This window comes from Vreelandella azerica (assembly GCF_013112225.1).
In the GTDB taxonomy this organism is placed as follows: domain Bacteria; phylum Pseudomonadota; class Gammaproteobacteria; order Pseudomonadales; family Halomonadaceae; genus Vreelandella; species Vreelandella azerica.
The window spans coordinates 58,695-82,413 of the sequence record NZ_JABFHI010000006.1; the positions used below are offsets into that span (position 1 = coordinate 58,695).

Annotated in this window: 21 protein-coding genes and 5 pseudogenes; 16 read left to right on the forward strand and 10 right to left on the reverse strand. The window is 57.4% G+C overall.

Annotation, left to right across the window (positions count from 1 at the left end; all coding sequences use genetic code 11):
* Positions 1 to 118 precede the first annotated feature (118 nt).
* From HLB35_RS13690 to phoR, 4 genes and pseudogenes are all read left to right on the forward strand, one after another.
* Positions 119 to 664 (forward strand): chorismate--pyruvate lyase family protein, encoded by a 546-nt coding sequence (locus tag HLB35_RS13690; RefSeq protein ID WP_171703084.1) that lies wholly within the window; start codon positions 119 to 121, stop codon positions 662 to 664.
* Positions 665 to 735: 71 nt separating this feature from the next.
* Positions 736 to 1,624: pseudogene (ubiA, locus tag HLB35_RS13695) on the forward strand (4-hydroxybenzoate octaprenyltransferase).
* 93 nt (positions 1,625 to 1,717) lie between these two features.
* A complete protein-coding gene (gene phoB / locus HLB35_RS13700) occupies positions 1,718 to 2,404 on the forward strand; it encodes a phosphate regulon transcriptional regulator PhoB (protein ID WP_171703011.1) in 687 nt (228 codons plus the stop codon).
* A 2-nt stretch (positions 2,405 to 2,406) separates the two neighbouring features.
* A pseudogene (gene phoR, locus HLB35_RS13705) lies at positions 2,407 to 3,701 on the forward strand (phosphate regulon sensor histidine kinase PhoR).
* Positions 3,702 to 3,733: 32 nt separating this feature from the next.
* On the opposite strand, the gene cysZ reads toward phoR, so the two are convergent.
* From cysZ to HLB35_RS13735, 6 genes and pseudogenes are all read right to left on the reverse strand, one after another.
* Complete coding sequence (cysZ, locus tag HLB35_RS13710; protein WP_171703012.1) at positions 3,734 to 4,459, reverse strand: sulfate transporter CysZ; 726 nt, start codon at positions 4,457 to 4,459, stop codon at positions 3,734 to 3,736.
* 147 nt (positions 4,460 to 4,606) lie between these two features.
* Positions 4,607 to 5,335: a phosphate signaling complex protein PhoU gene (gene phoU, locus HLB35_RS13715; protein ID WP_171703013.1), complete on the reverse strand. Its 729-nt coding sequence runs from the start codon at positions 5,333 to 5,335 to the stop codon at positions 4,607 to 4,609.
* Positions 5,336 to 5,412: 77 nt separating this feature from the next.
* Positions 5,413 to 6,179, reverse strand: a pseudogene (gene pstB, locus HLB35_RS13720) (phosphate ABC transporter ATP-binding protein PstB).
* A 23-nt stretch (positions 6,180 to 6,202) separates the two neighbouring features.
* Positions 6,203 to 7,574, reverse strand: a pseudogene (gene pstA, locus HLB35_RS13725) (phosphate ABC transporter permease PstA).
* Positions 7,571 to 8,725: an ABC transporter permease subunit gene (locus HLB35_RS13730; RefSeq protein ID WP_171703014.1), complete on the reverse strand. Its 1,155-nt coding sequence runs from the start codon at positions 8,723 to 8,725 to the stop codon at positions 7,571 to 7,573. Before HLB35_RS13730 ends, pstA begins: the two are co-directional and overlap by 4 nt.
* 128 nt (positions 8,726 to 8,853) lie before the next feature.
* Entirely contained in the window at positions 8,854 to 9,741 is an 888-nt protein-coding gene (locus HLB35_RS13735; RefSeq protein ID WP_328731983.1) for a PstS family phosphate ABC transporter substrate-binding protein, read from the reverse strand.
* Positions 9,742 to 9,960: 219 nt separating this feature from the next.
* Between HLB35_RS13735 and HLB35_RS13740 the strand changes: the two genes are divergently transcribed.
* Positions 9,961 to 10,392, forward strand: a complete 432-nt coding sequence (locus HLB35_RS13740) for an acyl-CoA thioesterase (RefSeq protein ID WP_171703015.1) — start codon at positions 9,961 to 9,963, stop codon at positions 10,390 to 10,392.
* Positions 10,393 to 10,465: 73 nt separating this feature from the next.
* Here HLB35_RS13740 and HLB35_RS13745 read toward each other — a convergent pair whose 3' ends face one another.
* The 3 genes from HLB35_RS13745 to HLB35_RS13755 form a co-directional block, all read right to left on the reverse strand.
* A complete protein-coding gene (locus HLB35_RS13745) occupies positions 10,466 to 11,554 on the reverse strand; it encodes a TRAP transporter substrate-binding protein (protein WP_171703016.1) in 1,089 nt (362 codons plus the stop codon).
* Between the two features lie 239 nt (positions 11,555 to 11,793).
* Entirely contained in the window at positions 11,794 to 12,267 is a 474-nt protein-coding gene (locus tag HLB35_RS13750) for a hypothetical protein (RefSeq protein WP_171703017.1), read from the reverse strand.
* The gene (locus HLB35_RS13755; protein WP_171703018.1) at positions 12,267 to 12,980 is read right to left on the reverse strand and encodes a TerD family protein; all 714 of its coding nucleotides are present in this window, start codon (positions 12,978 to 12,980) and stop codon (positions 12,267 to 12,269) included. Before HLB35_RS13755 ends, HLB35_RS13750 begins: the two co-directional genes overlap by 1 nt.
* Before the next feature lie 132 nt (positions 12,981 to 13,112).
* Between HLB35_RS13755 and HLB35_RS13760 the strand changes: the two genes are divergently transcribed.
* From HLB35_RS13760 to HLB35_RS13805, 11 genes and pseudogenes are all read left to right on the forward strand, one after another.
* A complete protein-coding gene (locus HLB35_RS13760) occupies positions 13,113 to 13,742 on the forward strand; it encodes a DUF1523 family protein (RefSeq protein ID WP_171703019.1) in 630 nt (209 codons plus the stop codon).
* Positions 13,739 to 14,941 (forward strand): phosphoribosyltransferase domain-containing protein, encoded by a 1,203-nt coding sequence (locus HLB35_RS13765; protein WP_171703020.1) that lies wholly within the window; start codon positions 13,739 to 13,741, stop codon positions 14,939 to 14,941. The genes HLB35_RS13760 and HLB35_RS13765 overlap by 4 nt, the downstream gene beginning before the upstream one ends.
* A complete protein-coding gene (locus tag HLB35_RS13770; RefSeq protein WP_171703021.1) occupies positions 14,938 to 15,708 on the forward strand; it encodes an HAD hydrolase family protein in 771 nt (256 codons plus the stop codon). The genes HLB35_RS13765 and HLB35_RS13770 overlap by 4 nt, the downstream gene beginning before the upstream one ends.
* A 2-nt stretch (positions 15,709 to 15,710) precedes the next feature.
* The gene (locus HLB35_RS13775) at positions 15,711 to 16,811 is read left to right on the forward strand and encodes a cysteine protease StiP domain-containing protein (RefSeq protein ID WP_171703022.1); all 1,101 of its coding nucleotides are present in this window, start codon (positions 15,711 to 15,713) and stop codon (positions 16,809 to 16,811) included.
* Position 16,812: 1 nt separating this feature from the next.
* A complete protein-coding gene (locus tag HLB35_RS13780) occupies positions 16,813 to 17,796 on the forward strand; it encodes an HpcH/HpaI aldolase/citrate lyase family protein (protein ID WP_171703023.1) in 984 nt (327 codons plus the stop codon).
* Between the two features lie 182 nt (positions 17,797 to 17,978).
* Positions 17,979 to 18,035 (forward strand): annotated as a pseudogene (locus HLB35_RS18565) (hypothetical protein); the annotation flags it as partial.
* A 29-nt stretch (positions 18,036 to 18,064) separates the two neighbouring features.
* On the forward strand, positions 18,065 to 18,502 hold the full coding sequence (locus HLB35_RS16610) for a TerD family protein (RefSeq protein ID WP_328731991.1): 438 nt from the start codon (positions 18,065 to 18,067) through the stop codon (positions 18,500 to 18,502).
* A gap of 119 nt (positions 18,503 to 18,621) precedes the next feature.
* Complete coding sequence (locus HLB35_RS13790; RefSeq protein ID WP_216601559.1) at positions 18,622 to 19,074, forward strand: tellurite resistance TerB family protein; 453 nt, start codon at positions 18,622 to 18,624, stop codon at positions 19,072 to 19,074.
* Between the two features lie 58 nt (positions 19,075 to 19,132).
* A complete protein-coding gene (locus HLB35_RS13795; protein ID WP_171703024.1) occupies positions 19,133 to 20,110 on the forward strand; it encodes a calcium/sodium antiporter in 978 nt (325 codons plus the stop codon).
* A 76-nt stretch (positions 20,111 to 20,186) separates the two neighbouring features.
* Complete coding sequence (locus tag HLB35_RS13800; protein ID WP_171703025.1) at positions 20,187 to 20,768, forward strand: TerD family protein; 582 nt, start codon at positions 20,187 to 20,189, stop codon at positions 20,766 to 20,768.
* Between the two features lie 77 nt (positions 20,769 to 20,845).
* Entirely contained in the window at positions 20,846 to 21,421 is a 576-nt protein-coding gene (locus HLB35_RS13805) for a TerD family protein (protein ID WP_171703026.1), read from the forward strand.
* An 82-nt stretch (positions 21,422 to 21,503) separates the two neighbouring features.
* On the opposite strand, the gene uvrD is transcribed toward HLB35_RS13805, so the two are convergent.
* The gene (gene uvrD / locus HLB35_RS13810; RefSeq protein WP_171703027.1) at positions 21,504 to 23,702 is read right to left on the reverse strand and encodes a DNA helicase II; all 2,199 of its coding nucleotides are present in this window, start codon (positions 23,700 to 23,702) and stop codon (positions 21,504 to 21,506) included.
* Between the last annotated feature and the right edge of the window lie 17 nt (positions 23,703 to 23,719).

Below are 23,719 nucleotides of genomic sequence, written 5' to 3' on the forward strand. Positions count from 1 at the left end.
TACACTAGCGCCTTTATGGCGGGGTCTATCAAGGCGATTGATCGTGTTGTATAACCGACACCGCTAACCATTGATCTTAAAGAGCCAGATTTTGAACGCAACGCTTCCAAGACATGCCATGACATTGCCATCACCCGCGCTGCCACTGCCCGTTCGCTGGGTGCCTGCAGCGGCTGCGCGTCCGGCCATGTCGGCCTTCTGGTGGCATTGGGTGGCGTCGACGGATTCCTTGACGGCGCGCCTGGTGAGTGCAGGCCAGGGGCGGCGCTTTCGTGTTCGGGTACTGCGCCAGGGGGTGGGTTATCCCAGTGTGGATGAAGCCACAGCGCTGGGGCTGCCTCTCAGGCGCTATGCCTGGCTGCGCGAAGTGGCCCTGTGCCTGGATAACACGCCTTGGGTGGTGGCGCGCTCGGTGGCCCCGCTTACCCAACTTCATGGCCAGCGCCTGGAAAGGCTGGGAGAGCGCTCGCTGGGCAGCTGGCTGTTTCAGCAGGCGGATCTGCGACGCGGGCCGATCGAAGTTAGCCGTCATGCGCCGCGCTTTGTGGTGGCCAGCGGCCTGTGGGGGCGGCGGTCATGTTTTTACCACGCCGGTATGTCCCTGCTGGTACAAGAGTATTTTCTGACCTCCATGGCTGATGCACTGGAAGGCCCTTCACGCTAAGCTATCAGTGTTGGCTGCCCTGGCGTTTGAGTACCTGGGTTCCGCACGCACACTTTATTAATGGAGTCAGCATGGATCGTTCGCTTCTGCGCCCTAGTGGGCTTGCCCGCCTACCGGATTTTCTGCAGCTTACCCGGCTTGCGTCCGATTGGCACCTGGCTGTTGATGTGGCCAACCCTATGGGCTCTGTGGCTGGCGGCTGAGGGCGTGCCTGAACGCGGGTTACTGCTGATTTTTATTGGCGGTGTCTATGCCATGCGCGCAGCGGGCTGTGTGGTGAATGACTACGCTGACCGACACTTCGACGGCCATGTCAAACGAACCCGAAATCGCCCGCTGGCGAATGGGCGCATCAGCGAGCGCGAAGCTCAACTGCTGTTTGCAGGGCTGCTGGCAGTAGCCTTTGTGCTGGTGCTGTTTACCAATCTGTTTACAATTCTGCTATCGATTGGCGGTGTAGTGCTGGCGTTTATCTACCCCTTCATGAAGCGTTATACCCATTTTCCGCAGGTGGTGCTGGGAGCGGCGTTTTCCTGGGCGATCCCCATGGCCTGCGGCGCTGTGCTGGGCTATGTTCCCCTGGAAGGCTGGCTGCTGTTTTGCGCCAACCTGCTGTGGACGGTGGCCTACGACACCGAATACGCCATGGTAGATCGTGACGATGATCTTAAAATCGGTATCAAATCCACAGCGGTGCTATTTGGTCAGGCTGACCGCTTGATTATTGGCCTTCTGCAGCTGGCAACACTGGGCCTTCTGGCAACGGTTGGCTGGCGGCTGGGGCTGGGTGGGTTTTTCTGGCTGGGGCTGGCTGCCATGGCGGCGACCTTTGCACACCAACAGGTATTGATTCGTGGGCGCGAGCGTGAACGCTGCTTTCAGGCCTTTCTCAATAACCACTGGTCGGGGCTGCTGGTATTTGCCGGTATCGCGCTAAGTTTATGGCCAATGGCGGCTTAAACCCGCGGGAATAGCCCCTTTGTCATCTAAATGTCATCAAGTCATGGTGTGATCGTCATGGAAATGTCTTGTTTAACACCTTGAGGCTTTGGAATGACCGCCAAGACCGTTTTGATTGTCGATGATGAAGCGCCCATCCGTGAAATGATCGCGGTGGCGCTGGAAATGGCTGACTATCGTGTGCTTGAAGCGGACAACGCCCAGGATGCTCACGCCATGGTCGTCGACCATCAGCCTGATCTGCTCTTGCTTGACTGGATGATGCCGGGCACCAGCGGGATCGAGCTGGCACGACGGCTCAAGCGTGAGGAAACCACCGCTGAAATGCCGATCATCATGCTGACGGCCAAAGGCGAGGAAGATAACAAGATCCAGGGCTTGGAAGCCGGTGCTGACGATTACATCACCAAGCCTTTCTCACCGCGTGAACTGGTCGCCCGGCTAAAGGCCGTTTTGCGGCGTACCACACCGCGTGGCGTGGAAGACCCGATCGAAATTGAAGGCTTGCTGCTTGACCCGGTCAGCCATCGCGTCAGCGCCTATGGAAAAGCCGTGGATATGGGTCCTACCGAGTATCGTCTGCTACAGTTCTTCATGACTCATCAGGAGCGTGCCTACACCCGTAGCCAGCTGCTGGATCAGGTCTGGGGAGGCAATGTGTACGTAGAAGAGCGCACCGTGGATGTACACATTCGCCGCTTGCGCAAGGCGTTAATTGATCACCATCACCTGATTCAGACGGTGCGTGGAACCGGCTATCGTTTCTCTGCACGGGGGTGAGGGTGCGTCTGTGGAGCCGTGAAATATGGCGTGTACTCTGGTTAAGTGCCCTGGGTTGTGTGCTGGGGGCGATTGTCGGCAGCGCAGGCTTCGGGCTGGCGCTGGGCTTGGCGGCTTGCCTTGGCTACCATCTTTACCAGTTGCGTGCCCTGTACCGATGGCTGACGCTGCACCCCCATGATGAACCGCCCGCTGCCGTAGGCCTTTGGGGCGAGCTGTTTGATCGGCTGTATCGCTACCAGAAAGGCCAGCGGATCACCCAGAACCGCTTGCGCGCCACCCTGGGGCGCATTCAGGAGTCCTCAGAAGCCATGCGCGACAGCGTGGTGATGCTCGATAGCCATGGCGACCTTGAGTGGTGGAACAGCGCCGCGGCCAAGATGCTGGGCTTGAAGACCGCCCAGGACCGTGGCCAGCATATTACCAACCTGCTGCGTGATCCGCGCTTTGTGGGCTACTTTAACGCCCGTGACTATGGCGAACCGCTGACCCTGGCCTCGCCCATCGATGAGCGGCGCATCCTGCAATACCAGATTACCCTCTACGGTGACGATGAACGCCTGGTAATGGCCCGCGATATTACCCGTTTGCATCGCCTTGAGCAGATGCGCCGCGACTTTGTTGCCAACGTCTCCCACGAGCTGCGCACGCCGCTCACCGTATTGGCCGGGTATCTGGAAACCTATTCCGACCTGGCCGAGCAGCTGCCGCCACGCCTGGGCCGCAGTATTGGCCAGATGCAGGCCCAGACCACTCGGATGCAGAATCTGGTCGATGACCTTCTGCTGCTGTCGCGCCTGGAAATTGATCAGGGCGGCGACGATCACGCACCGATTGATATTGATGCCCTGCTGCATAAAGTCGCTGATGATGCGCGGGCGCTGGCCAAAGAGCAGCATGATATCCATCTGGTTCTTGGCAGTAATGCGCAGCTGATGGGCAGCGAGCAGGAGCTGCGCAGCGCGATTTCCAACCTGGCCTTCAACGCCGTGCGCTACACGCCAGAAGATAGCCAGATCACCCTGCACTGGGTCTGCGACGCCCAGGGTGCTTATATTGTGGTGGAAGACGATGGCGACGGCATTGATCCGGTACACATTCCGCGTTTGACTGAGCGCTTCTATCGCGTTGATAAGGGCCGCAGCACCGCCACTGGGGGAACGGGGCTGGGTCTGGCAATCGTCAAGCACGTGCTGCTGCGCCATGATGCTCAGCTGGAGATTGATTCACACCCGGGGAAGGGGCACGTTTTTGCTGTCACTTCCCTGTGACGAGGCTGGTGAGTGGTGAATCGTGAGTGGTGAGTGGTGAGTGGTGAGTGGTGAGTTTTTAGCGAGAGGGTGTTGGTTGGCGGTAATGGCCATCCCACATCAACACCGCGCCGGCGACGGCGCCGGGTAGCAAAAACAGGTTGGCCAGCGGCACAAGGGTCAGCAGCATCACCAGCCCCCCATAGCTCAGGCTGTGCCACCAGCGGGCCGAGAGCCGCGAGCGCATATCAGCAAAACTTACCTTGTTGTTGTCCATCGGGTAATCCAGGTAGGTAATCGCTAGCACCCAGGCTGAAAACAGCGCCCATAAAAACGGGGCCAGCAGATTGACCACGGGTATCCAGCTGATGACGAACAACACCAGCATGCGAGGCAGAATATACCCCAGTTTGAGCATTTCACGCTTGAGCGTATCGATTGCCGTGCGGGCCAGGCCACGATCGTCAATTGGCGCCTTGCCGGTGGCTCGGGTTTCAACCTTGGCGGCCAGAAAGCCATAAAAAGGCGCGGCAATCAGGTGGGTGACCACGGTAAAGGAAAAGAACACCACCGCGATCAGGCTGATCAGAAACAGCGGCCAGATCAACCAGGAGAGCCATTCCAGCCAGCCGGGCACCAGGCTCATCCAGTAGGCTAGCCAGCCGTTAAAGCGCTGCCATACAAAGCTGATCAGCCCAGCGTAAACAATGAAGTTGACCACAATCGGAAAGAAGATATAACGCCGCAGGCCGGGTTGATAGACCCAGCGGGTTCCCCGGGTGATGGCGGTTAACGCATTGATCATTCATAGTTTCCTTATCAAGGGTAACGATACAAAAACGGGCCGCATCTGGATGCAGCCCGTAGGGTTCTATGTCAGCCTGTACTTTGTCAATTTCTATGTCGCCAACCTTTACTGGCCAGCAAGTGCTAGCCGTCTAGCCTTAAAGGCTCAGGAATTGCGATCAAGCACGGTCGCTTCCAGGGTGTCCGGGTCGCTGTGACGGATATCCAGACCCTTGACCAGATAAACGACGTGTTCAGCCAGGTTGTCAGCATGGTCGCCAACCCGCTCGAGTGCGCGCAGAATCCACATGACACTCAGCACTGAGGAAATCGAACGGGCATCCTCGGCCATAAAGGTAATCAGCGAGCGCATGGCGCTGCCGTACTCGTCGTCAACCAGTTCGTCTTCGCGCACCACCTCAATGGCCAGTTCAAGGTCGAAGCGGGCAAAGGACGTTAGCGCATCGCGCAGCATCTTGCGCACGTGCTCACTGATATGACGCACTTCCACCAGCCCGCGTATAACATTGTTGCTTTCGCTTAGCGAGATGGCGTTGCGGGCAATCTTGCTGGCCTCATCGCCGATACGCTCCAGGTCAGAGGAGGCGCGAATGACGGCAAGCACCAGACGCAGATCCGAGGCCGCAGGCTGGCGGCGTGCCAGTATGCGGGTACATTCTTCGTCAATCTGCAGGTGCAGATCGTTCACTTCACGGTCATTGTCGCGTACCTTGCCGGCTAGCTTGCTGTCATTTTCCAGCAGGGCCGTAATGGCATCCTGGACCTGTTTTTCCACCAGGCCACCCATGGCCATCAAGTGGGTTTTCAGCTCCTCCAGCTCCTGGTTGAACTGACGTGAGATATGTTGGCTATGGCTTTCGCTGTTGATTTCCATAATGCGCTCCTGATGGCGGTTGCGGGGTGATGAAATACATTGTTAGTAGGTGCCGGATCGGGTCACCGACCTTCCTGTCAGTTGATGCGCCCGGTGATGTAGTTTTCAGTATGGCGCAAGCGTGGGTTGGTAAATAACTGGTCTGTCGGGCCGTATTCGATGAGTTCACCATGACTTAAAAACGCGGTGAAATCGGACACCCGAGCGGCCTGCTGCATGTTATGGGTGACCAATACCAGGGTCAGCTGTGATTTCAAGTTGCAGATCAGCTCCTCGATTTTCAGCGTTGACACCGGGTCAAGCGCTGACGCGGGTTCATCAAGCAGCAGGATCTCGGGCTGCACGGCCAAGGTACGGGCAATGACCAGGCGTTGCTGCTGCCCGCCGGACAGCTGCCAGGCCGACTGATGCAGACGACCTTTGACTTCGTCCCACAGTGCTGCCGAGGTGAGCGCCCATTCAATAATGCATCCCGTTTGCGTTTGGTCATGCGGCCCTGTAAACGCAATCCGAAGGCCACGTTTTCATAAATCGACATGGGAAAAGGGTTCGGGGTCTGAAAGACCATGCCAATTCGCCGCCGCAATTCGGACACGTCGATATCGGGTGAATGAATGTCAATGCCCTCCACCATGATATGACCTTTATGCGAGGCTTCATCGTTGAGGTCATGCAGACGGTTGATGGCCCTGAGCAATGTTGATTTGCCACACCCTGAAGGGCCGATAAAGGCGGTCACTCGGTGGCGCGGTATCTCCAGCGTCAGCTCGTGCAGCGCCTGCTTGCCCGCGTAGGCCAGGCTGAAGGCATCAATGCTCAAACAGCTTTGGCCTTGGCGAGACATGCCATTGAGGCTTTCATTGGACGCTAACATGACTGACCTCGCTGACGTCTTAGATAATGACGCAAGAATATGGCAGTTAGGTTAAGCACCAGCACAATCGTAACCAGTAACAGCGCCGTTGCGTAGACCAACGGAATGGCCGCCTGAACATCGTCGCCGTGAAAGGCAGTATCAAACAGATGATAGCCCAGATGCATGAACTTGCGTTCCAGGTGCAGATAGGGGAAGTCACCATCCAGCGGCATCTGCGGGGCCAGTTTGGCAACGCCGACCAGCATCAGGGGGCGACTTCACCTGCTGCGCGGGCTACCGCCAGAATGACCGCTGTCAGCATGGCGGGCATAGCCATGGGCAGTACGATGCGGGTCAAGGTTTCCAGCCGGGTCGCGCCCAGGGCAACGGCGCCTTCGCGCTGGCTATCGGGAATGCGTGCCAGACCTTCTTCGGTGGCGACAATCACCACGGGCAAGGTGAGTAATGCCAGGGTCAGGGATGCCCATAACAAACCGCCGGTGCCAAAGGTGGGAGACGGCAGGGTGTCCTCAAAAAACCATTGGTCCACCGAGCTGCCGATACCGTAAACAAACACCCCCAGGCCGAACACGCCGTAAACAATCGAGGGCACACCCGCCAGGTTGCGGACGCCAATCCTTACCAGCCGGGTCAGGCGGCCCTGATGGGCAATCTCGTTAAGATAAATCGCGGCCAGTACACCAAAGGGCATGACAATCACTGACATCACAATCACCATCAGCACGGTGCCAAAAATCGCTGGCCAGACGCCCCCGCCGGTATTAGCGGCTCGCGGCCCTTCACTCAGAAACTGCCAGACCCCGTGCGCCCAGTAGCGCAGCTTTTCACCAAGGTGCATGGCGTTGGGCCGCTGGGCGCGGTGAATATCCGCCAGCGCCTGGCGAATGACCTGACCGTCTGCCGTTTCCAGTACCAGGGTGGCCTGGGGGCGGGCATTGGCAGGGGCTGCCAGGGCAGTCTCCAATGCCTGCCAGGCGGCTTCGCCGTCCAGGCGTTGCTGGCCGTTTTCGTAGGCAGAAAGGTAGCCGATAAAATCCCCCAGGGGCTGCGCTGCAGGCGCAATAGCGTCGAGGGTGTTTGGCGTGAGGCTATGCTGCCTATTGCGACCCAGCGCCAGCGGGCGCCGTCGATATCCCGATTGGCGGTAAAGTAGAGCCGCTCTTTGCCGTCACCCTGGGGCAGCGCTGTTTCACGCACGGCTTCTCCGGCAATCACCTCGCCGGCATCCAGGGTGACCACCTCCAGGGTGGATGGCCAGAAGTGGCCTAAACCACGGGTCAGTAACAGGGCCAACAAGAGCCCCAACATACATAGTGAGAGCGCCACACTGGCAGCGCACAGCCATGGCCAGACGCGTTTCATGCGTTACCTCCCATGCGTTTCAGGCGGGTACGCAAGCGCAGTCGAACCGTTTCAGCCAGGGTATTGACCAGAAAGGTGAAGCCAAACAGCAGCAAGGCGGCAAAGATCAGCATATGGTAAGTGCTGCTGCCAGGCGCTGCTTCCGGCATCTCTATGGCGATGGCGGCGGCCATGGAGCGCATGCCTTCAAAGGGACTGGCGCTCAATAAAGCAGTGTTGCCGCTGGCCATCAATACAATCATGGTTTCACCTACGGCACGCCCGGCGCCGATCATCACCGCAGAAAATATCCCAGGCCCGGCAGCTGGCAGGGCGACTTTCCAGAGTGCCTGCCAGCGGTCAGCCCCCAGCGCCTGGGCGCCTTCCAGCAGGGCAGGCGGAACATCCGAAAGGGCGTCTTCCGCCAGGGCATAGACGCTGGGAATCACGGCAAAGCCCATCGCTGCGCCGACTATCATGGCGTTGCGTGTGGCATAATTAATGCCCAGCTGCAAATCAAGAAAGCGGCGTAAATCTTCGCCTAGCAGGTACTGCTCAACCAGCGGCGCTGCCCAGAGCGCGAGAATGACCATTAGCGCAAACCAGGGGATCAGCCAGATGGCGGCGCTGCTGAAAGGCAGGCGCTGGCGCCAGCGCTTATGTAAGGCATGCCACAGAATGCCCGCCAACAGGGCGCTAGCAGGCAACCAGATTAGAAGTACCAGTGTGGACGTCAGGTGCCGCTCCACCCAGGGAGCGAGTATCAGCCCGGCAATAAAACCGATCACCACGCCAGGAATGGCTTCCATCATTTCCAACAGCGGCTTGATGCGGGTGCGCTGGCGAGCGGGCATATACATGGCGGTGTAAACAGCTGCACCCAGCGCAATCGGCAGGGCAAACAGCATGGCGGCCAACGCGGCCTTTAATGTTCCCCATACCAGTGGCGAAAGCGAGTTGAACAGCGCCATATCGTCCATTACCAGCATGGGGAGGCTTTCCCATAGCAAGAAGACTCCAATGGCCAGGATGGCAGCCAGTACGGCAAAGGCACCCGCAGTAATCACCGTCGTCGCAAGGCGATCCATGCGTTGACGATGAGGACGCTGGCAGCGCGGACCTTGAGGCAGTGTCCGGAGGGCTGACGATGAAAGCCGTGGTGGCTGGGTCATGGTGATAGCATGGTGCAGACAGAGGTCGCAGAAGGTGGTTGATTAGACGCTTGTCATGGCTTAGCACATAGCGTAAGACTTTTTATGACATTTAGATGACATTTTGCCGGGCTGTCAATCAAGAGCTGTTACCAGTGGGCTTGCTGTTGACGGACAGTTTCGCTTAGCGGTACAAAGCCTGCTGAACGGGCAATCTGCTGACCTTCGGGTGAAAAAATCAAGTCTAGCAGGGCTTTTTCCGCCGTAGGCAAGGGCTGTTCAGGCGGCGCATTGACATACAGATAAAGGTAGCGCGAGAGGGGATAGTCACCGCTTTGCACGCTGTTTTCACTGAGTGCGATGGCTTGGCCTTCGGCATTGATCAAGCTGACGGCTTTAACGTTGGGCGTCAGGTGATGGTAGCCTGCATAACCGATGCTGCCTGGCGATTCACCCACCGCGGCGACCACGGCGGAAGCTCCAGGATGCTGGCTAAGCGTGGGGCGAAACTCGCCGCCGCACAGGGCTCTTTGCTGAAACAGGCCGTAAGTACCGGAGGCGCTGTTGCGCCCGTGCAAGGCAATGGCGCCAAACGGCCAATCCTGGGTGGCGGGCAGTTCCTGCCAGCGGTTAATAGCGGCGTTGGCACCGCATTCGCGGGTGGTTGAAAACAGGGCATCCACCTGCTGGCGTGTCAGCTCGGCAAGCGGGTTATGACGGTGCACAATGACCACCAGGGCATCGCGGGCAACCTTGAGTTCCAATGGTGGGTAACCATAACGCTGCGTAAAGGCTCGGCGCTCGGTGTCTGTCATCTGGCGCGACATCGGTCCTAGCCGCGTGGTGCCCGTTATCAGTGCCGAAGGGGCATTGGCCGAGCCGCTGGCCTGAAACTGGAGGTTGATGTCTGGGTGACGTTGGCTCAAGGCCTCGCCCCAGCGCAGAATAAGGCCCGCCATGGTATTTGAACCAACGGCGCTCAAGGTGCCGCTGACTGGCGATGCCAGTGTATTGGCTGAGGCTGATAGCAATAGCACCCACAGTAAGCCGGCGTACCCTGAGCGGCGGAGAAATACGAAAGATGTCGCGCAGCTGTTCAAACAAAGGCCCTCATATGGTTAACTGCTGCTATATTATTGCGATGCAACAAATAGTTGGCTGTTTGCCTGCTGATCTGAATATTGATTTGAGTAGTAAAAGTAACATGACCCCTTATACCCTGCGCGAAAACAATAACCCTAAAAAGCGACGTTTATATGACTCTTTTGGATAACCAGGTAAATAACGACGTGGATGATGCACCGGCCCCCACCGGCCAGCTTACCCTGAAACTACTGGCTTCTCGCCAGGATACCAACTTCTATGGTGATATTCCGGGAGGCTGGCTGGTCAATCAGATGGATCAGGCCGCCGAGCTTGCAGCGGGCCGAGAGGCGGGTGGCCGTACAGCCACTGTGGCGATCGAGGCCATGGACTTTCTAAGCCCGGTCCGGGTGGGCTCAATGGTGAGTGTCTTTACTCAAGTGCGAGAAATTGGCCACAGTTCTCTCAAAATAGACGTTGAGGTGTGGGTACGTCCACCTTATGGCCAGCGGCTGGATGAACGCCAGAAAGTCACTGAAGCGCGTTTTGTGATGGTAGCGCTGGACGACAACGGCCGAATCCGCTCGGTACACGATACGATCTGACTGTTTTCACTGCTATAAATAAAACGCCACCGCACTTTGCGGTGGCGTGGATAGCGGTAGCGCCAAGACGCTATTAGCCGCTGACACGTTCACGGTTTTTCAGGTAGGTAAATTCTCCGCTATCGGTGACAGGGCGCACCAGTTTCTGGAAGGCGCTGTATGAATCATAGACTTTCTTGGAGTCTGCGTCGTTTTCGGTCTGTTCGCGAATTACTTCCTGAGAGGCATCATAAAGTGCCTGCATCACGTCTTCTGGGAAGGAGCGCAGCTTGACGTCATGCTCGTTGACCAGCGTGTCCAGAGCTTCAGCGTTACGGTAGGTGAATTCGCTGATCATTGACAGGTTAGACGCGCGGGCAGCCTCCTCAACCACGGCTTTGAGGTCATCCGGCAAGGCGTTCCAGGCGTCCAGATTAACCGTGCCTTCCAACACCGCACTGGGCTCGTTCCAGGCGGAGGTGTAGTAGTAATCGGCCACCTGATGCAGGCCAAATGCCAGATCATTGTAAGGGCTTACCCAGTCGGCGGCATCCAGGGCGCCGGTCTGCATGGCAGTAAAAATCTCACCGCCGGCAATTGTTACTGTCGTCACGCCAATGCGATTCATGGCTTCACCGGCAAGCCCTGGCAGGCGCAGCTTAACGCCCTGCAAATCTTCCAGTGAGTTAATTTCTTTCTTGAACCAGCCGCCCGGTTGCGTCGTGGTGTTACCAACCGCAAACGGCTTAAGGTTATGCTTGGCGTAGATTTCGTCCCAAAGTTCCTGACCACCGCCGTAATACAGCCAGGCGTTGGTCTCCTGAGTGTTCATGCCAAACGGCACCGCTGTAAAGAACTGGGAAGCAGCGACTTTGCCACGCCAATAGTAAGAAGCGGAATGGCCCATTTCAGCCGTGCCCGCAGACACCGCATCAAACACTTCCAGCGCTGGCACCAGCTCACCCGCCCCGTGAACGCGGATACGCATCCGCCCGCCGGAAAGTGCCTCAACGCGTGCGGCAAACTCATTGGCGCCAGTCCCCAGGGCAGGGAAATTTTTCGGCCATGAGGTCACCATGTCCCAGGTGATTGTTTCCTGGGCATTGGCAGTTGAAACAAAAGGCGCAGCGGCAATACCCGCAGCGCCAAAGCCAGCGGTTTTAAGAAAGTGACGGCGTTGCATAATGAGCAGAACTCCACATCTAGGTTTTTTTATCAAGCGCCATAAGCGCAGTGTCCACAGATGAGTATGCGCCAAGCAGGTTTTGCAGGGCAAGCGGAGGACCTGGCATCGCTTTCCCAGAACCCTGTTATGGCTGGGGCCGGAAAGGCAAACAAAGCGTCTAAAGCAGGACCATAATGGCGTGGTACTGGTTCACAACGTCTTTCAAGCGCTTCCCAGAGGCAGTGGTATCTGGCTGGTTACTTGCTGCCTGCTTTCCACTGGAAGCCAAACCCGTAATGCTCGTCGGCTGGCTTATGGCTGCTGAAGTAATTGACTTCCTTGGAGATGCTCAAATCGCCATTTTTGTTTTCCAGCATGGCGATCACACAGAAATTCTCGTTCCGTCCGCTGGCATCCATCTGGATTTCAATTTCCGGTTGATCAGGCGCCTGGATTGACACGCGGCCGTTGGTTTCAGCCCAGTTGGCGACGCCCTCATAAATGAACGCAAACACCATGATGCGTTTGATATCACTCCACTGTTTGCCATTGATGTAGAGGTTCTCACCCTGGTTGATCGACCCCGTGCGGTCATCGCCATCCAGGAAAATGTAGGGTGGCTGTTCCAGGTTGCCAAAGTGTTTGCCCAAGGCCTGAACAATCCCCTTGGACCCATCCTTGAATTCAAACATGCAGCCAAGATCAAGATCGATACCGCCCTGTTTACCCATCAACGAGCCCAGCAACCCTTTTTTGGCCGTGCCTGCGGTCTGGTTCCAGTTGAGATTGATATGGATTTTGCCAAAGGAAGCGGACTTTTTCTCCAGCGAAATGGTATCGCCTTTCTTGTCCAGGGTGATTTTGCTGAGATTAACGGAGGATTTTTCCTGAGGTTTGGGGGTGGAGTAGGGGCCGCTGCTGGAGTGGGTGGTGACTGATTGGGCGACCCTTCGACTTCAACGCCAAAGTGCTCAGCCAGAGGCGCCATGCCGCCTGCAAAGCCCTGATCAACGGCTTTTACCTTCCAGTCACCATTGCGACGATACAGCTCGCAGACAATCAGGGATTTCTCGGGGCGCCCCGCACCCTGGCCACTAAAGTCAAACTGATCAGTACTCCCGGTCAGTTCAAAGCGGTAACCGTCTGATAGCGCTGACAGCCCAGGGTCAGCGGTCAGCACAAAGGCGATACGTTCAAGGTGGCCAGGGACTTTGCTGAGATCAACCGCAAAAGTAGCGCCTTCCTGTTGAATCAGTGCACCCGAGGGGTGGGTGGGCTGGTTAAAGAAAATGAAATCATCATCACTGGATACCTTCCCCGTGTTGGCCAGCAGAATGGCTGAGGCGTCGAGGCTCACGTTCTGCACATTACCGACAATCAGGCGAAAGGTGAATTGCTCATTAGCAAGTTTAGCGTTTTGCCCTGCGATCAGCGTAGTAACCATGGCGTTATCCCTTAGTTCGTCGATTGATATCTGATAGAGAAGAACGTTGATGCGAAAACTGGCATCATGGCGAGTAATATTCAAACCTTAACATGCCGCTACTTTCAGCACTGAGTTAACAGGAGATCATAGATGAAACGCTTTGGATACGCTCTGATTGGAGTGATTGTCATCGCCATCGGCGCTGCCCTGCATTATGCCTTGCCACAGGTGGACGTGGTGCGCCTGATCGGCACTGACGTCAAGCGGGTAGATACCCAGGAAAGCGGTACGGATAACGAATCTGGCAACTCCGTCAGCACCACAGACGTCTACTTCGTGCTGACGGAAACAGAGCAAGGGGAGCCGCGTAACTACCGCAATGAAGATGCCATTATTTACGGCAAGTTTGATAGCTCCAACCTGCATACCCGCGCCCGGTCGATTGCTCAGGACGAAGATAATCTGGTCGCCGTGCGCCATTACGGCTGGCGCCTGCCAATCTTTTCGATGTTCCCTAATGCGGTCAAGATCTGGCAGGTTGAACCGGGCTATCGCCACTTGCCGCTGTTCAACATCGTCTTTCTGACCCTACTGGCGGCAGGCGTTGGCTATCTGGCATGGCGGGTTCGTCGTGTTCTGTCTGCCCGCCGTGAGGCGAACGAGGCCGCTCGGGTTGAGCGCGAAGCCCAGGCGGAACGTGAGCGCATGGCGCGCCGCGATAACGACGAAAGCCAGCGCGCCCGGGATGAGTTTCTGTCTGATGATAATTCTTCATCATGACTGAGTACCTGTTGGGTACCGGCACCCTGACTCTTGAAATCGACGCTCATGAGGGAGACGGCACGGGCGAGGCCCTTTTTCGGATCGCCGAGCGCCAGAACCCCAAGCGTGCCTTTCTGTTTGTCTCGACCGTGCTGGGCCGCCATATACCGGTCAGCGCTGCCCGCCATCGCGCCGCCCTGGATCAGCTGGCCGAAAAGCTGCTGGAACCGCTGGGAAGCGGGCCGGTGCTGGTGATGAGCTATGCGGAAACAGCCGTTGGCCTCGGGCTGGGCGTCTTTGATGGCCTGTGTCGCAAACGCCCGACCCTTGCAGTGGGCTATCTGCCCACTACACGGCTGTGCCCGGAAGGCGTCAGCCCCTGGCTGAATACCCGTGAAGAGCACTCACACGCGGCTGAGCATATGGTGTTGCCGCCCCAGGCTGGTGTGCTTCCCGACACGGAAGACGTCACCCTGGTGCTGGTGGATGATGAGACGACCACTGGCAACACCTTTAAAGGGCTTGTCGAAGCGCTTCATCAAGCTGGGGTTGCTGTGTCGAAAATCGTTCTGGTCACATTGACGGACTGGTCGGATGGCGGCTGTATAGAAACCATCAAGCAAGCACTGCCTGGCGTTTCCGTCAGTGCGTTAGCGCTGCTCTCGGGGCGCTATGCCTGGTCTCCTGCTCCTGGTAGCCAGGTGCGCAGCCTTCCGCCAGCATGCGCGGCGGGTTGCCCGCCCTGGGCACCGGACCCCAGCGCTGCCTTCGGAGTGCCGCGAAGTGGGCTGAGTGCAGCTGCCATGGCGGCCGACAGGCTCGCCTGGGCCGACTATATCGACCGCCACCTGTGCCCCTTGCTCGCCCCGCAGTCGCGGGTGCTGGTGATTGGCACCGGCGAACACGTCTGGCACCCGTTTCTGGCGGCTGAACAGCTGGAGCGCCACGGCCATGCGGCAAGTTTTATTTCCACCACCCGTTCACCCGTGCTGCCAGGCCCGGTGATCCAGCAGCAGATCACGTTTCCCGACCATTACGGCATCGGCATCACCATGTATCTCAATAACGTCGACCCCGAGGAGTGGGACGAGGTGATAGTGTTCACCGAAACCGGGCTCTCCGGTATTCCCGACGCGCTGACGTCGGCCCTGGGCCGATTTTGGGTGGTGGGTGGAAATCAGCAGGTACACTTGGTCAGGGAAGGCGCTATTTCATGACACCCACCGATGCTTCGCCACCCGGGCTGCCCGAAAGTGCCCAGCGCCCTGTGCTGTTTACTGACCTTGACGATACCCTCTTCCAGACGGCGCGCAAGATGACTGAACCCGTCTGCGCATCGCGCCTCGCGGCAGAGGCCACCAATGGCCATCATTCCTACATGACGGTTTCTCAGGCCGCAATGACGGCCTGGTTACTCAAGGCCACCTGCCTGGTGCCGGTAACGGCACGCTCGACAGAAGCGCTCTCGCGCTGTCGCATCCCGTTTGATAGCTGGAAGATTGCGTCTAACGGTGCGGTGATTCTCTCGCCTGATGGCAAGATTGAACGGGACTGGTCGCACCACATCAGCCGCCTTTCAGGCGAGGCTGAAGCGGGCCTTGAGGCACTGAACGCCGAGACGGCCAAGCACAATGCCGTCGAGCGTTTTCGTCACTGGATTGTGCGTGAAGAAGGGCGCCCGATCTATTTCTGCGTCAAGTCCAATGGCGAGGAAGCCTGGCTTGATGACCTTGAAGGGTTTCTACGCACCCTGGCGGGTGAGCAGTTTGTCTACCATCGCAATGGTAATAATCTGAGCTTTACGCCCCAAGGCATTTCAAAGCGCGCCGCTGTGGCTCACCTTATCGACATACGCTCGGAAATTCGGCACGGTATCATTCTGGCCATGGGTGATAGCCTGACGGATCTGCCGTTTATGCAGTTGGCCAATATGATGATGATACCGCCAGCGTCCCAGGTTGCCAGCGCGATTGGCAAGGAGTAAGCATGCCCGAATCCCGCAAGCCTCTTCAGCACAGCTATGCGCCTGAAGATGTTACCTTATTGCTTACCCCGATCCGCATAGCGCCGACGGATATTGCCGAAAAGGAGCGCCTGATCCAGGCCGGGCAAGCACACTATTCTGAAATGATCTCTGAAGAGCGCCGCCCGGACGCCCGTTACCTGGCGATCTACGAACAGGCGCTGGAACGCCATCTGGAGCGGATTGCCGCCGATATTGCCCGAATTGCCCTGCGCATCCGCCAGGATATTGCCGACAGTGAGTTATCCCCAGCGCTGTCGTTGTGTTCCTTGGTGCGCGCGGGCATCCCCTATGGGGTGCTACTAAGACGCGCCCTGGCTCATTTGGGCGTTGATGTTGTGCATTATGCCGTCTCGATCATCCGTGACCGTGGGCTGGATGCAGCGGCGATGGGCCACGTACGCGCCGAGCGCCCCGATGCCGATATCCTGTTTGTGGATGGCTGGACCGGCAAGGGCGCGATTTCTGGCGAGCTGACCCGCGCCTGGCGGGCGCTCTCTGGCCAACCGCCGCGTCTTGTGGTGCTGGCGGACCCTTCGGGCCACGCCTGGCTGTCAGGTTCCCACGACGACTGGCTGATTCCTAGTGGCATCCTGGGGGCTAATGTGTCCGGCCTGATTAGCCGTTCAATCCTGCGCCCTGATCTAGTCGCCCCAGGCGATTTTCACGCTGCCATGACGGTAGATCACCTTGCCGATATCGACTATTCGCGTGGGTTTGTGGATAGGGTCATGGCGGTATTTGACGCTGCGCTGACCCAGGCAACCCCCGCTGAGCGCGACTCGGCGCTGCGCGGGCGTCATCAGAAGCAAGCGGCTGCGTGTGTGCAGGCCATTGCCGCGCGTCACGACGTTGATAACCTCAACCGCATCAAGCCGGGTATCGCTGAAGCCACGCGGGCGGTCTTGCGCCGCCGGCCGCGTAAGGTTTACCTGCGCGACGCCGATGACCCGGATCTGGCGGCGCTGGTTCACCTGTGCCAGCAGGATGGCATTGAAACAGAAGTGAATCCTGACCTTACCGGTCCCTTCCGGGCGATTACCCTGATCGAGAAGGTGTCCTGACATGCACCGTTTTGACGCTTACTCGCTGGGGGCCACCCTTTACATGCCGGTTTTACATCCTCGGGTTGCTGATATTCTCCACGGTCGCCTGCCACCGCCTGCCGCATCAATTGTTCTGTGCCTTGAGGATGCGCTGGCCGCCCAGGATGTTGACGATGGCCTCCGCTGCCTTGATCAGCTAATGAGTGACCTGCCCCAGCGCCTGCCGGTGCGTACCTTCTTGCGCCCTCGAAACAGGGAAATGGCGTATGCGCTGAGCGCTCGGACAGCGGGAACGGCGATTGAGGGGCTGGTTGCGCCCAAGGTTGTTCCAGAAACGTTGCCTGATTGGCTCGCGCTGACGCGAGACGCCGGGCTTGCCGTCATGCCCACGCTTGAAAGCGCCTGCTTCTTTGATCCCGGCAAGATATGCGCCTTGCGTGACATCCTGGATGATCACCCGGAGGATGCCTCTCGTCTCGCGGCCATCCGCTTGGGCGGCAATGATCTGCTCTCAACCCTGGCCCTGCGGCGTGAGCGGGGAATCACCTCCTGGGAAGGCCCGCTTGGCTGGGTTCTCTCCATGGCCAGCAGTATTCTGATTGCAGCGGGCTACCCGGTGGCGGCTCCGGTCTATGATGTGATTGATGACCTTGAAACATTGCGACGCGAAACGCTTCGCGACGTGGCGGCCGGCTTTATCTCGAAAACCGTGATTCATCCGGCCCAAACGCCGGTTATCAACCGCGCCTTTCAAGTGTTGAGAGCAGACGTTGAACATGCCCGGGCCGCTTTGGATAGTGAGGCACAGGCAGTCTTCAAGGTGGGCGGAATGATGTGTGAACCTGCGACCCATCGCGCTTGGGCAAGACGCACACTGGCGCGCCAGAAAGTGTTCGGAGTTATTGGTGAGGTTGATACAACTACCGGCGTCCATGCAACTGAAGCAGCACCGTCCGGGCAATATCACCCGTTAGCGGCGGCCTCCCACACGCCCATTAGTTGAGTCACTGAGTCAAGCCATTGTCTCTTTGAACCACACACTCAACCGATAGGCGTCCAATGAGTCGCGAAAGTGGCTTTAAAAAGCGGAACTCTACCCCCACTATCAGTACTAAGTGATTATAAATTCAATGCGCATCACCTTGTCATTGAATCCATTGAACCATCATCAGGAGCGCCATCAGCATGGCAATTTCACTCAGCAAGGGCCAGACCATTTCCCTGGCCAAGAACAACGATTCAGGCTTGAGTAAGGTCTTTATGGGCTTGGGGTGGGATCCGGTTCAGAAAAAAGCGGCGGCTTTCTGTCCTCCCTGTTCGGCGGCGGTGGCGGGGGTGACATTGACCTGGATGCCAGCGTGATTCTGCTGGATTCGGCCAAGAAGCCTGTCGATACCGTCAGCTTTGGTCAACTGGTATCCAAGGATGGCGCGATTCGTCATGGCGGCGATAACCTGACAGGTGCAGGTGAAGGCGACGATGAAGTTATCTATGTCAACCTGACCGATCTGCCCTCGAACGTCATGCACCTTGTTTTTACCGTCAACAGCTTCCGTGGCCAGACGTTCAATGAGGTTGAAAACGCCTTTTGCCGCCTCGTCGATGAAGCGAAAAATGAAGAACTATGCCGTTACACCCTGACCGATCAGGGGGCCATACCGGCGTTATCATGGCTTCCATGTCCAGAACCGCTGAGGGCTGGACGATGACGGCTCACGGCAAGCCTGGGTCAGGACGCACCGTCAATGATCTTGCCCAGGATGCTGTATCCGTTGTCTGATCACAGGCTCTGAGGCTATATAACGCATCACTTGAAAGGAGAAACAAGATGGCTATGAACTGGTTGAAAGAAAACATCACCAAGGCGCGCGAAAATCTCACCGCTGAGGTTGCGAAATTTAAAAACCGCTCCTTTATGGAAGCCGTGGTCGCAGGCTGTGCCCTGGTCGCCACCGCTGACGGTACGGTAGATGCTTCCGAGAAGCAGAAGATGACCGCTTTTCTTGAGCGCTCTGATGAAATGAAGCATTTCGATATCCGTCAGGTGATCGAAGTCTTCAACAAAACCGTCGGCGATTTCGAGTTTGATCAAGCGATTGGCAAAGCTAACGCCCTGAAAACCATTGCTAAGGTTCGTGACAAGGACGATCAGGCCAGAATGGTGGTTCGCGTCGTGTGTGCCATTGGTGCCGCCGACGGTGATTTTGATGATGACGAGAAGGCCGTCGTACGCGAAATTGCCCAGGAGCTTGGCCTCAAACCTGAAGAGTTCGATCTTTAAGCGCTTTGTTTACCCTGACTGACTCTCTTCTTATTGCTGCATTTTTTCAGGAATCAACATGCACGAACTCAGTACCTACCAGCTTTCCCTCATTGCACTTGGCGCTATAGCATTTGGCGTCTGGCTGCTAATCAAGGGAGGGGACTGGACGGTTGATAATGCAGTAACAGTGGCAGGGCGCCTGGGGCTATCCAAGCTGTTTATTGCTGCTACTGTGGTAGCCTTTGGCACTTCGGCGCCGGAGCTTTTTACCTCGATTAACGCCAACCTGTCGGGGTTTCCCGGCATCTCGGTAGGTAATGTCATCGGCTCTAACATTGCCAACGTCTTTATGGTGATTGCCGTGGCGGCGATGATTGCACCGGTCGTCTTCAGTCGTTCCGATGTAAGGCTGGATACGATTGTGATGCTGGTGGCAACTGCCGGTATGGTGGCCGCGATACTCGCCGGCATCCTGCCTCTCTGGGGTGGCCTGGTGATGCTGGCAGCGCTGGTGGGTTACGTGTTCTACCAGTACAAGGCCAGTAAGCTCGATGTGGATGAAGTTGAGGAACATGACGCCGGCGGTCGCTTTCCGGGGCTGATGCTGCTGGTGGGTATCCTGACTCTGCTGGTGGGCTCTGAGGTTCTGGTTCAGGGGGCGGTGGCAGGTGGGCTGGCCCTTAATGTTCCTGAAGCGGTTATTGGCATGACAATGATTGCCTTCGGCACTTCGCTGCCTGAATTGACCGCCTGTGTTGCGGCGGCGCGCAAAGGCCAGAACGATATGATTGTCGGTGGCATCATCGGCAGTAATATATTCAATATCTTTTCGGTCATGGCCATTTCTGCCATCGCACGGCCACTGTTGATTGATCCACGCTTTGCGTCTCTGGATCTGGTCGCCGTCGTTGCAGTGACCCTGGTCTTCGCCGCCTTTCTGCTCTTTGTGGGCAAAATCGGGCGCGTCGCAGGCGCGGTTATGGCGGTGTGCTATGTTGCCTTTATCGTGGCGCAATACACGGTGGCAGACAGTCTTGTGGTTGTTACTCCCTAATCCATGGGTCATTGTTAGGGGCGGCATCTGAATAGTTCGCACGCAAACGTCACAGCAAACGAAAGGAGACACGCATATGGCACTATCGCTTTCCAAGGGTGGCAACATCTCGCTGTCAAAGACCGACCCAGGGCTCAAGAATATCCTGATCGGGCTTGGCTGGGACGAGCGTGCCACTTCTGGCAATGATTTCGATCTGGACGCTTCGGTCTTTATGATCAACAGCGAAGGCAAAGTGCGCAGCGACGCAGATTTCATCTTCTATGGCCAGCTTAAGTCGGCCGATGGTTCCGTCGTGCATACGGGGGATAACCGCACCGGCGAAGGCGAAGGCGACGACGAGGCTATTGAAGTCAATCTTGATGGGGTGCCCGCCGATATCCAGCGTCTGGTGGTGACGGTGACCATCCATGAAGCAGACAACCGTAAGCAGAATTTTGGCATGGTGCAGAACGCCTTTATACGGGTCGTCAATAACGATACCGGTAATGAGGTGGTGCGCTACGATCTGAGCGAGGATTACTCTACTGAAACCGCCCTGGAGTTCGGCGAGGTCTATCGACACAACGGCGAGTGGAAATTCCGCGCCGTTGGCCAAGGCTATGCAGGCGGCTTGCTGGCCATGTGCCAGCGTTATGGTGTTAATGCCACAGCGTAACCCAACGCTTGGCGGCTGAAGCAGCCAGGCGTTTACGATTCAACGTGAACGATCCAATATGAACAAAGGAGCCAGATATGGCAGTTTCTCTTTCCAAAGGCGGTAACGTATCCCTTAGCAAGGAAGCCCCTGGGCTTAAGCACGTGGTCGTTGGCCTGGGCTGGGATCCGCGGGTCACCGACGGTCAGGAGTTCGACCTGGACGCCTCAGTCTTTTTGTGTGGCGAGGACGGCAAGGTGCGTAGCGACACGGACTTTGTGTTCTACAACAACAAGGTCGGTGGCGATGGCTCGGTCGAGCATCAGGGCGATAACCGGACCGGCGAAGGTGACGGCGATGATGAACAGGTCAAAATTGATCTTTCAAGCGTTCCCGCTGATGTCAAGAAGCTGGCTTTTGCGGTGACTATCCATGAAGCCGAAAGCCGCAAGCAGAACTTTGGCATGGTGTCCAATGCGTTTATGCGCGTTGTCAACGGCGAGGACGGCAAGGAGCTGGCCCGCTATGACCTTAGCGAAGACTATAGCGTAGAAACCGCGATGATCTTTGGCGAAGTCTATCGCCACGGTGATGAGTGGAAATTCAAGGCGATTGGCCAAGGTTTTGGCGGCGGTCTGCATCCGCTGGCCAGCTCTTTTGGTGTAAACGTTTAACGTATTACCGCCAAGTAATCTGAATCAGACAACGGGGCCTGCTATGCAGGCCCCGTTTTTACGCATGGATATCGATAAGGCTTTATAGCGGTGTCAGCTTGGCAAATCCGAGTACCAGCCATTTCACCCCTTCGCCTTCAAAGCTGACCTGCACCCGGGCGCGGGGGCCTTCGCCTTCGGCATTGAGGATAATGCCTTCGCCAAACACCGGGTGCTCAACCCCTTGCCCAACGTGCAGGCTAGGGATATCGCCACTGCTTTCAATGCTTTGTTGGCTGAGAGAGCTACGCGTAGCGGTCACCGGGCGCGATACCTGGCCGCGCATGCGTACCTCTTCCAGCAGGTGGGGTGGCAGCTCGCGGAGAAATCGCGATGGCCGCGGGAAGACTTCCTTGCCGTGCAGGCGGCGGGTTTCGGCATGGGTCAGGTAGAGCTTGTGCATGGCGCGGGTGACCCCGACATAGCAAAGCCTGCGCTCTTCTTCCAGCCGTCCAGGCTCTTCCAGCGACATCTTGTGGGGGAAGAGGCCTTCTTCCACTCCGGCAATGAATACCACCGGAAACTCCAGCCCCTTGGCGGAATGCAAGGTCATCAGCTGGACGCTGTCTTCAAACTCTTCCGCTTCGTGGTCACCGGCATTCAGCGCCGCTTCGGACAGAAACGCTTCCAGTGCGGCCATGCCTTCACCAGCTTCGGGGGTTTCAAAGGCATCGCCATGGGTGAAGGCCCGTGCAGCGGTGACCAGCTCTTCGAGGTTTTCCACCCGCGCCTGGCCCTTTTCACCGCGCTCGCTCTTGTGATGCTCGATCAGGCCGGTATGGGCAATCACGTGATCCATGATTTCATGCAGAACCAGTCCTGAGGCATCGTTGTCGAGCTGTTCGATCAGGTTAGTAAAGGCTTGTACGGCGTTACCAGCACGGCCCCTGAGAGTGGCGTCCTGCAGACTATCGTGAAGCGCCTGCCACAGCGAGATGCCCTGTTCCCGGGCGCGTTGGCGAATAATTTCTACCGTGCGAGTACCAATACCTCGGGTGGGCACGTTGATGACCCGCTCCAGAGAGGCATCGTCATCGCGGTTCAGCAGCAGGCGCAGGTAAGCTAACGCATTCTTGATTTCCAGCCGCTCGTAGAAGCGGTGGCCCCCGTAGATGCGATAGGGCACGCCCTGACGGATCAGAGTTTCTTCCAGCAAGCGTGACTGGGCATTGGAGCGATAAAGAATCGCCACATCACTGCGCTTGATGCCCTTATCGACCTGCTCCTTGAGGGTATCAACAATAAAACGCGCTTCTTCCAGATCGTTGAAGCCCGCGTAAATTGAAATTGGCTCGCCTTCAGCGCCTTCTGTCCACAGGTTCTTGCCCAGGCGGTCGCTGTTATGGCTGATCAGGAAGTTGGCGGCTTCCAGAATAGCGCTGGTTGAGCGGTAGTTCTGCTCCAGGCGTACGGTTTTAACCTGGGGGAATTCCTGCTCGAAACGGCGGATATTTTCGACCTTGGCGCCGCGCCAGCCGTAGATTGACTGGTCATCATCGCCAACGATGGTCATCGGGACCTGCATGCCGGTAATCAGCTTGAGCCAGGCATACTGCAGGGTGTTGGTATCCTGGAACTCATCGACCAGCACATGGCCGAAACGCTCGCGGTAATGGGCCAGCAGGGCGGGGTTATCGCGCAGAAGCTCCAGGCTTCTGAGCAGCAGTTCGCCAAAATCGACCAGGCCACCGCGTTCACAGGTCAGCTGGTAGCGCTCGTAGAGTTCGACCATCTGGCCCATGTAGGCATCACCTGCCACATCGACTTGATAGGCGCGCAACCCCTCTTCCTTGCAGCCTGAAATAAAGCCCTGCACCTGGCGAGGCGGAAAACGTTCGTCGTCAATCGAGTAATCTTTCAGCAGACGTTTAACCAAGCGCAGTTGGTCGTCGGAATCAATGATCTGGAAGTGTTGGGGCAGGCGCGCATCCTGCCAGTGGGTGCGCAGCAGGCGATGGGCGATGGAGTGAAAGGTGCCCACCCAGACGTGGCGTAGGGAAATGCCCAGCAGCGCCTCCAGGCGGGTACGCATTTCACGGGCGGCCTTGTTGGTGAAGGTGACCGCCAGCAGCGCATAGGGCGAAAGGCCTTCTGCCTGCATCAGCCAGGCGATGCGATGCACCAGCACTCGGGTCTTGCCGGAGCCAGCGCCCGCCAGTACCAGTGAATTACCTTGCGGGGCGCTGACTGCCTCGCGTTGATCGGCATTAAGCTGATCGAGAATCGCCGTCACGTCATCCATAGAAGCCATTGCACAGG

Excerpts from the sequence above, each read along its gene's own strand:
- HLB35_RS13690 (WP_171703084.1), top strand. The coding sequence starts at position 119 with ATGACATTGCCATCACCCGCGCTGCCACTGCCCGTTCGCTGGGTGCCT.
- phoB (WP_171703011.1), top strand. The coding sequence starts at position 1,718 with ATGACCGCCAAGACCGTTTTGATTGTCGATGATGAAGCGCCCATCCGT.
- cysZ (WP_171703012.1), bottom strand. The coding sequence starts at position 4,459 with ATGATCAATGCGTTAACCGCCATCACCCGGGGAACCCGCTGGGTCTAT.
- phoU (WP_171703013.1), bottom strand. The coding sequence starts at position 5,335 with ATGGAAATCAACAGCGAAAGCCATAGCCAACATATCTCACGTCAGTTC.
- HLB35_RS13730 (WP_171703014.1), bottom strand. The coding sequence starts at position 8,725 with ATGACCCAGCCACCACGGCTTTCATCGTCAGCCCTCCGGACACTGCCT.
- HLB35_RS13740 (WP_171703015.1), top strand. The coding sequence starts at position 9,961 with ATGACTCTTTTGGATAACCAGGTAAATAACGACGTGGATGATGCACCG.
- HLB35_RS13745 (WP_171703016.1), bottom strand. The coding sequence starts at position 11,554 with ATGCAACGCCGTCACTTTCTTAAAACCGCTGGCTTTGGCGCTGCGGGT.
- HLB35_RS13750 (WP_171703017.1), bottom strand. The coding sequence starts at position 12,267 with ATGGGTAAACAGGGCGGTATCGATCTTGATCTTGGCTGCATGTTTGAA.
- HLB35_RS13755 (WP_171703018.1), bottom strand. The coding sequence starts at position 12,980 with ATGGTTACTACGCTGATCGCAGGGCAAAACGCTAAACTTGCTAATGAG.
- HLB35_RS13760 (WP_171703019.1), top strand. The coding sequence starts at position 13,113 with ATGAAACGCTTTGGATACGCTCTGATTGGAGTGATTGTCATCGCCATC.
- HLB35_RS13765 (WP_171703020.1), top strand. The coding sequence starts at position 13,739 with ATGACTGAGTACCTGTTGGGTACCGGCACCCTGACTCTTGAAATCGAC.
- HLB35_RS13770 (WP_171703021.1), top strand. The coding sequence starts at position 14,938 with ATGACACCCACCGATGCTTCGCCACCCGGGCTGCCCGAAAGTGCCCAG.
- HLB35_RS13775 (WP_171703022.1), top strand. The coding sequence starts at position 15,711 with ATGCCCGAATCCCGCAAGCCTCTTCAGCACAGCTATGCGCCTGAAGAT.
- HLB35_RS13780 (WP_171703023.1), top strand. The coding sequence starts at position 16,813 with ATGCACCGTTTTGACGCTTACTCGCTGGGGGCCACCCTTTACATGCCG.
- HLB35_RS13790 (WP_216601559.1), top strand. The coding sequence starts at position 18,622 with ATGGCTATGAACTGGTTGAAAGAAAACATCACCAAGGCGCGCGAAAAT.
- HLB35_RS13795 (WP_171703024.1), top strand. The coding sequence starts at position 19,133 with ATGCACGAACTCAGTACCTACCAGCTTTCCCTCATTGCACTTGGCGCT.
- HLB35_RS13800 (WP_171703025.1), top strand. The coding sequence starts at position 20,187 with ATGGCACTATCGCTTTCCAAGGGTGGCAACATCTCGCTGTCAAAGACC.
- HLB35_RS13805 (WP_171703026.1), top strand. The coding sequence starts at position 20,846 with ATGGCAGTTTCTCTTTCCAAAGGCGGTAACGTATCCCTTAGCAAGGAA.
- uvrD (WP_171703027.1), bottom strand. The coding sequence starts at position 23,702 with ATGGATGACGTGACGGCGATTCTCGATCAGCTTAATGCCGATCAACGC.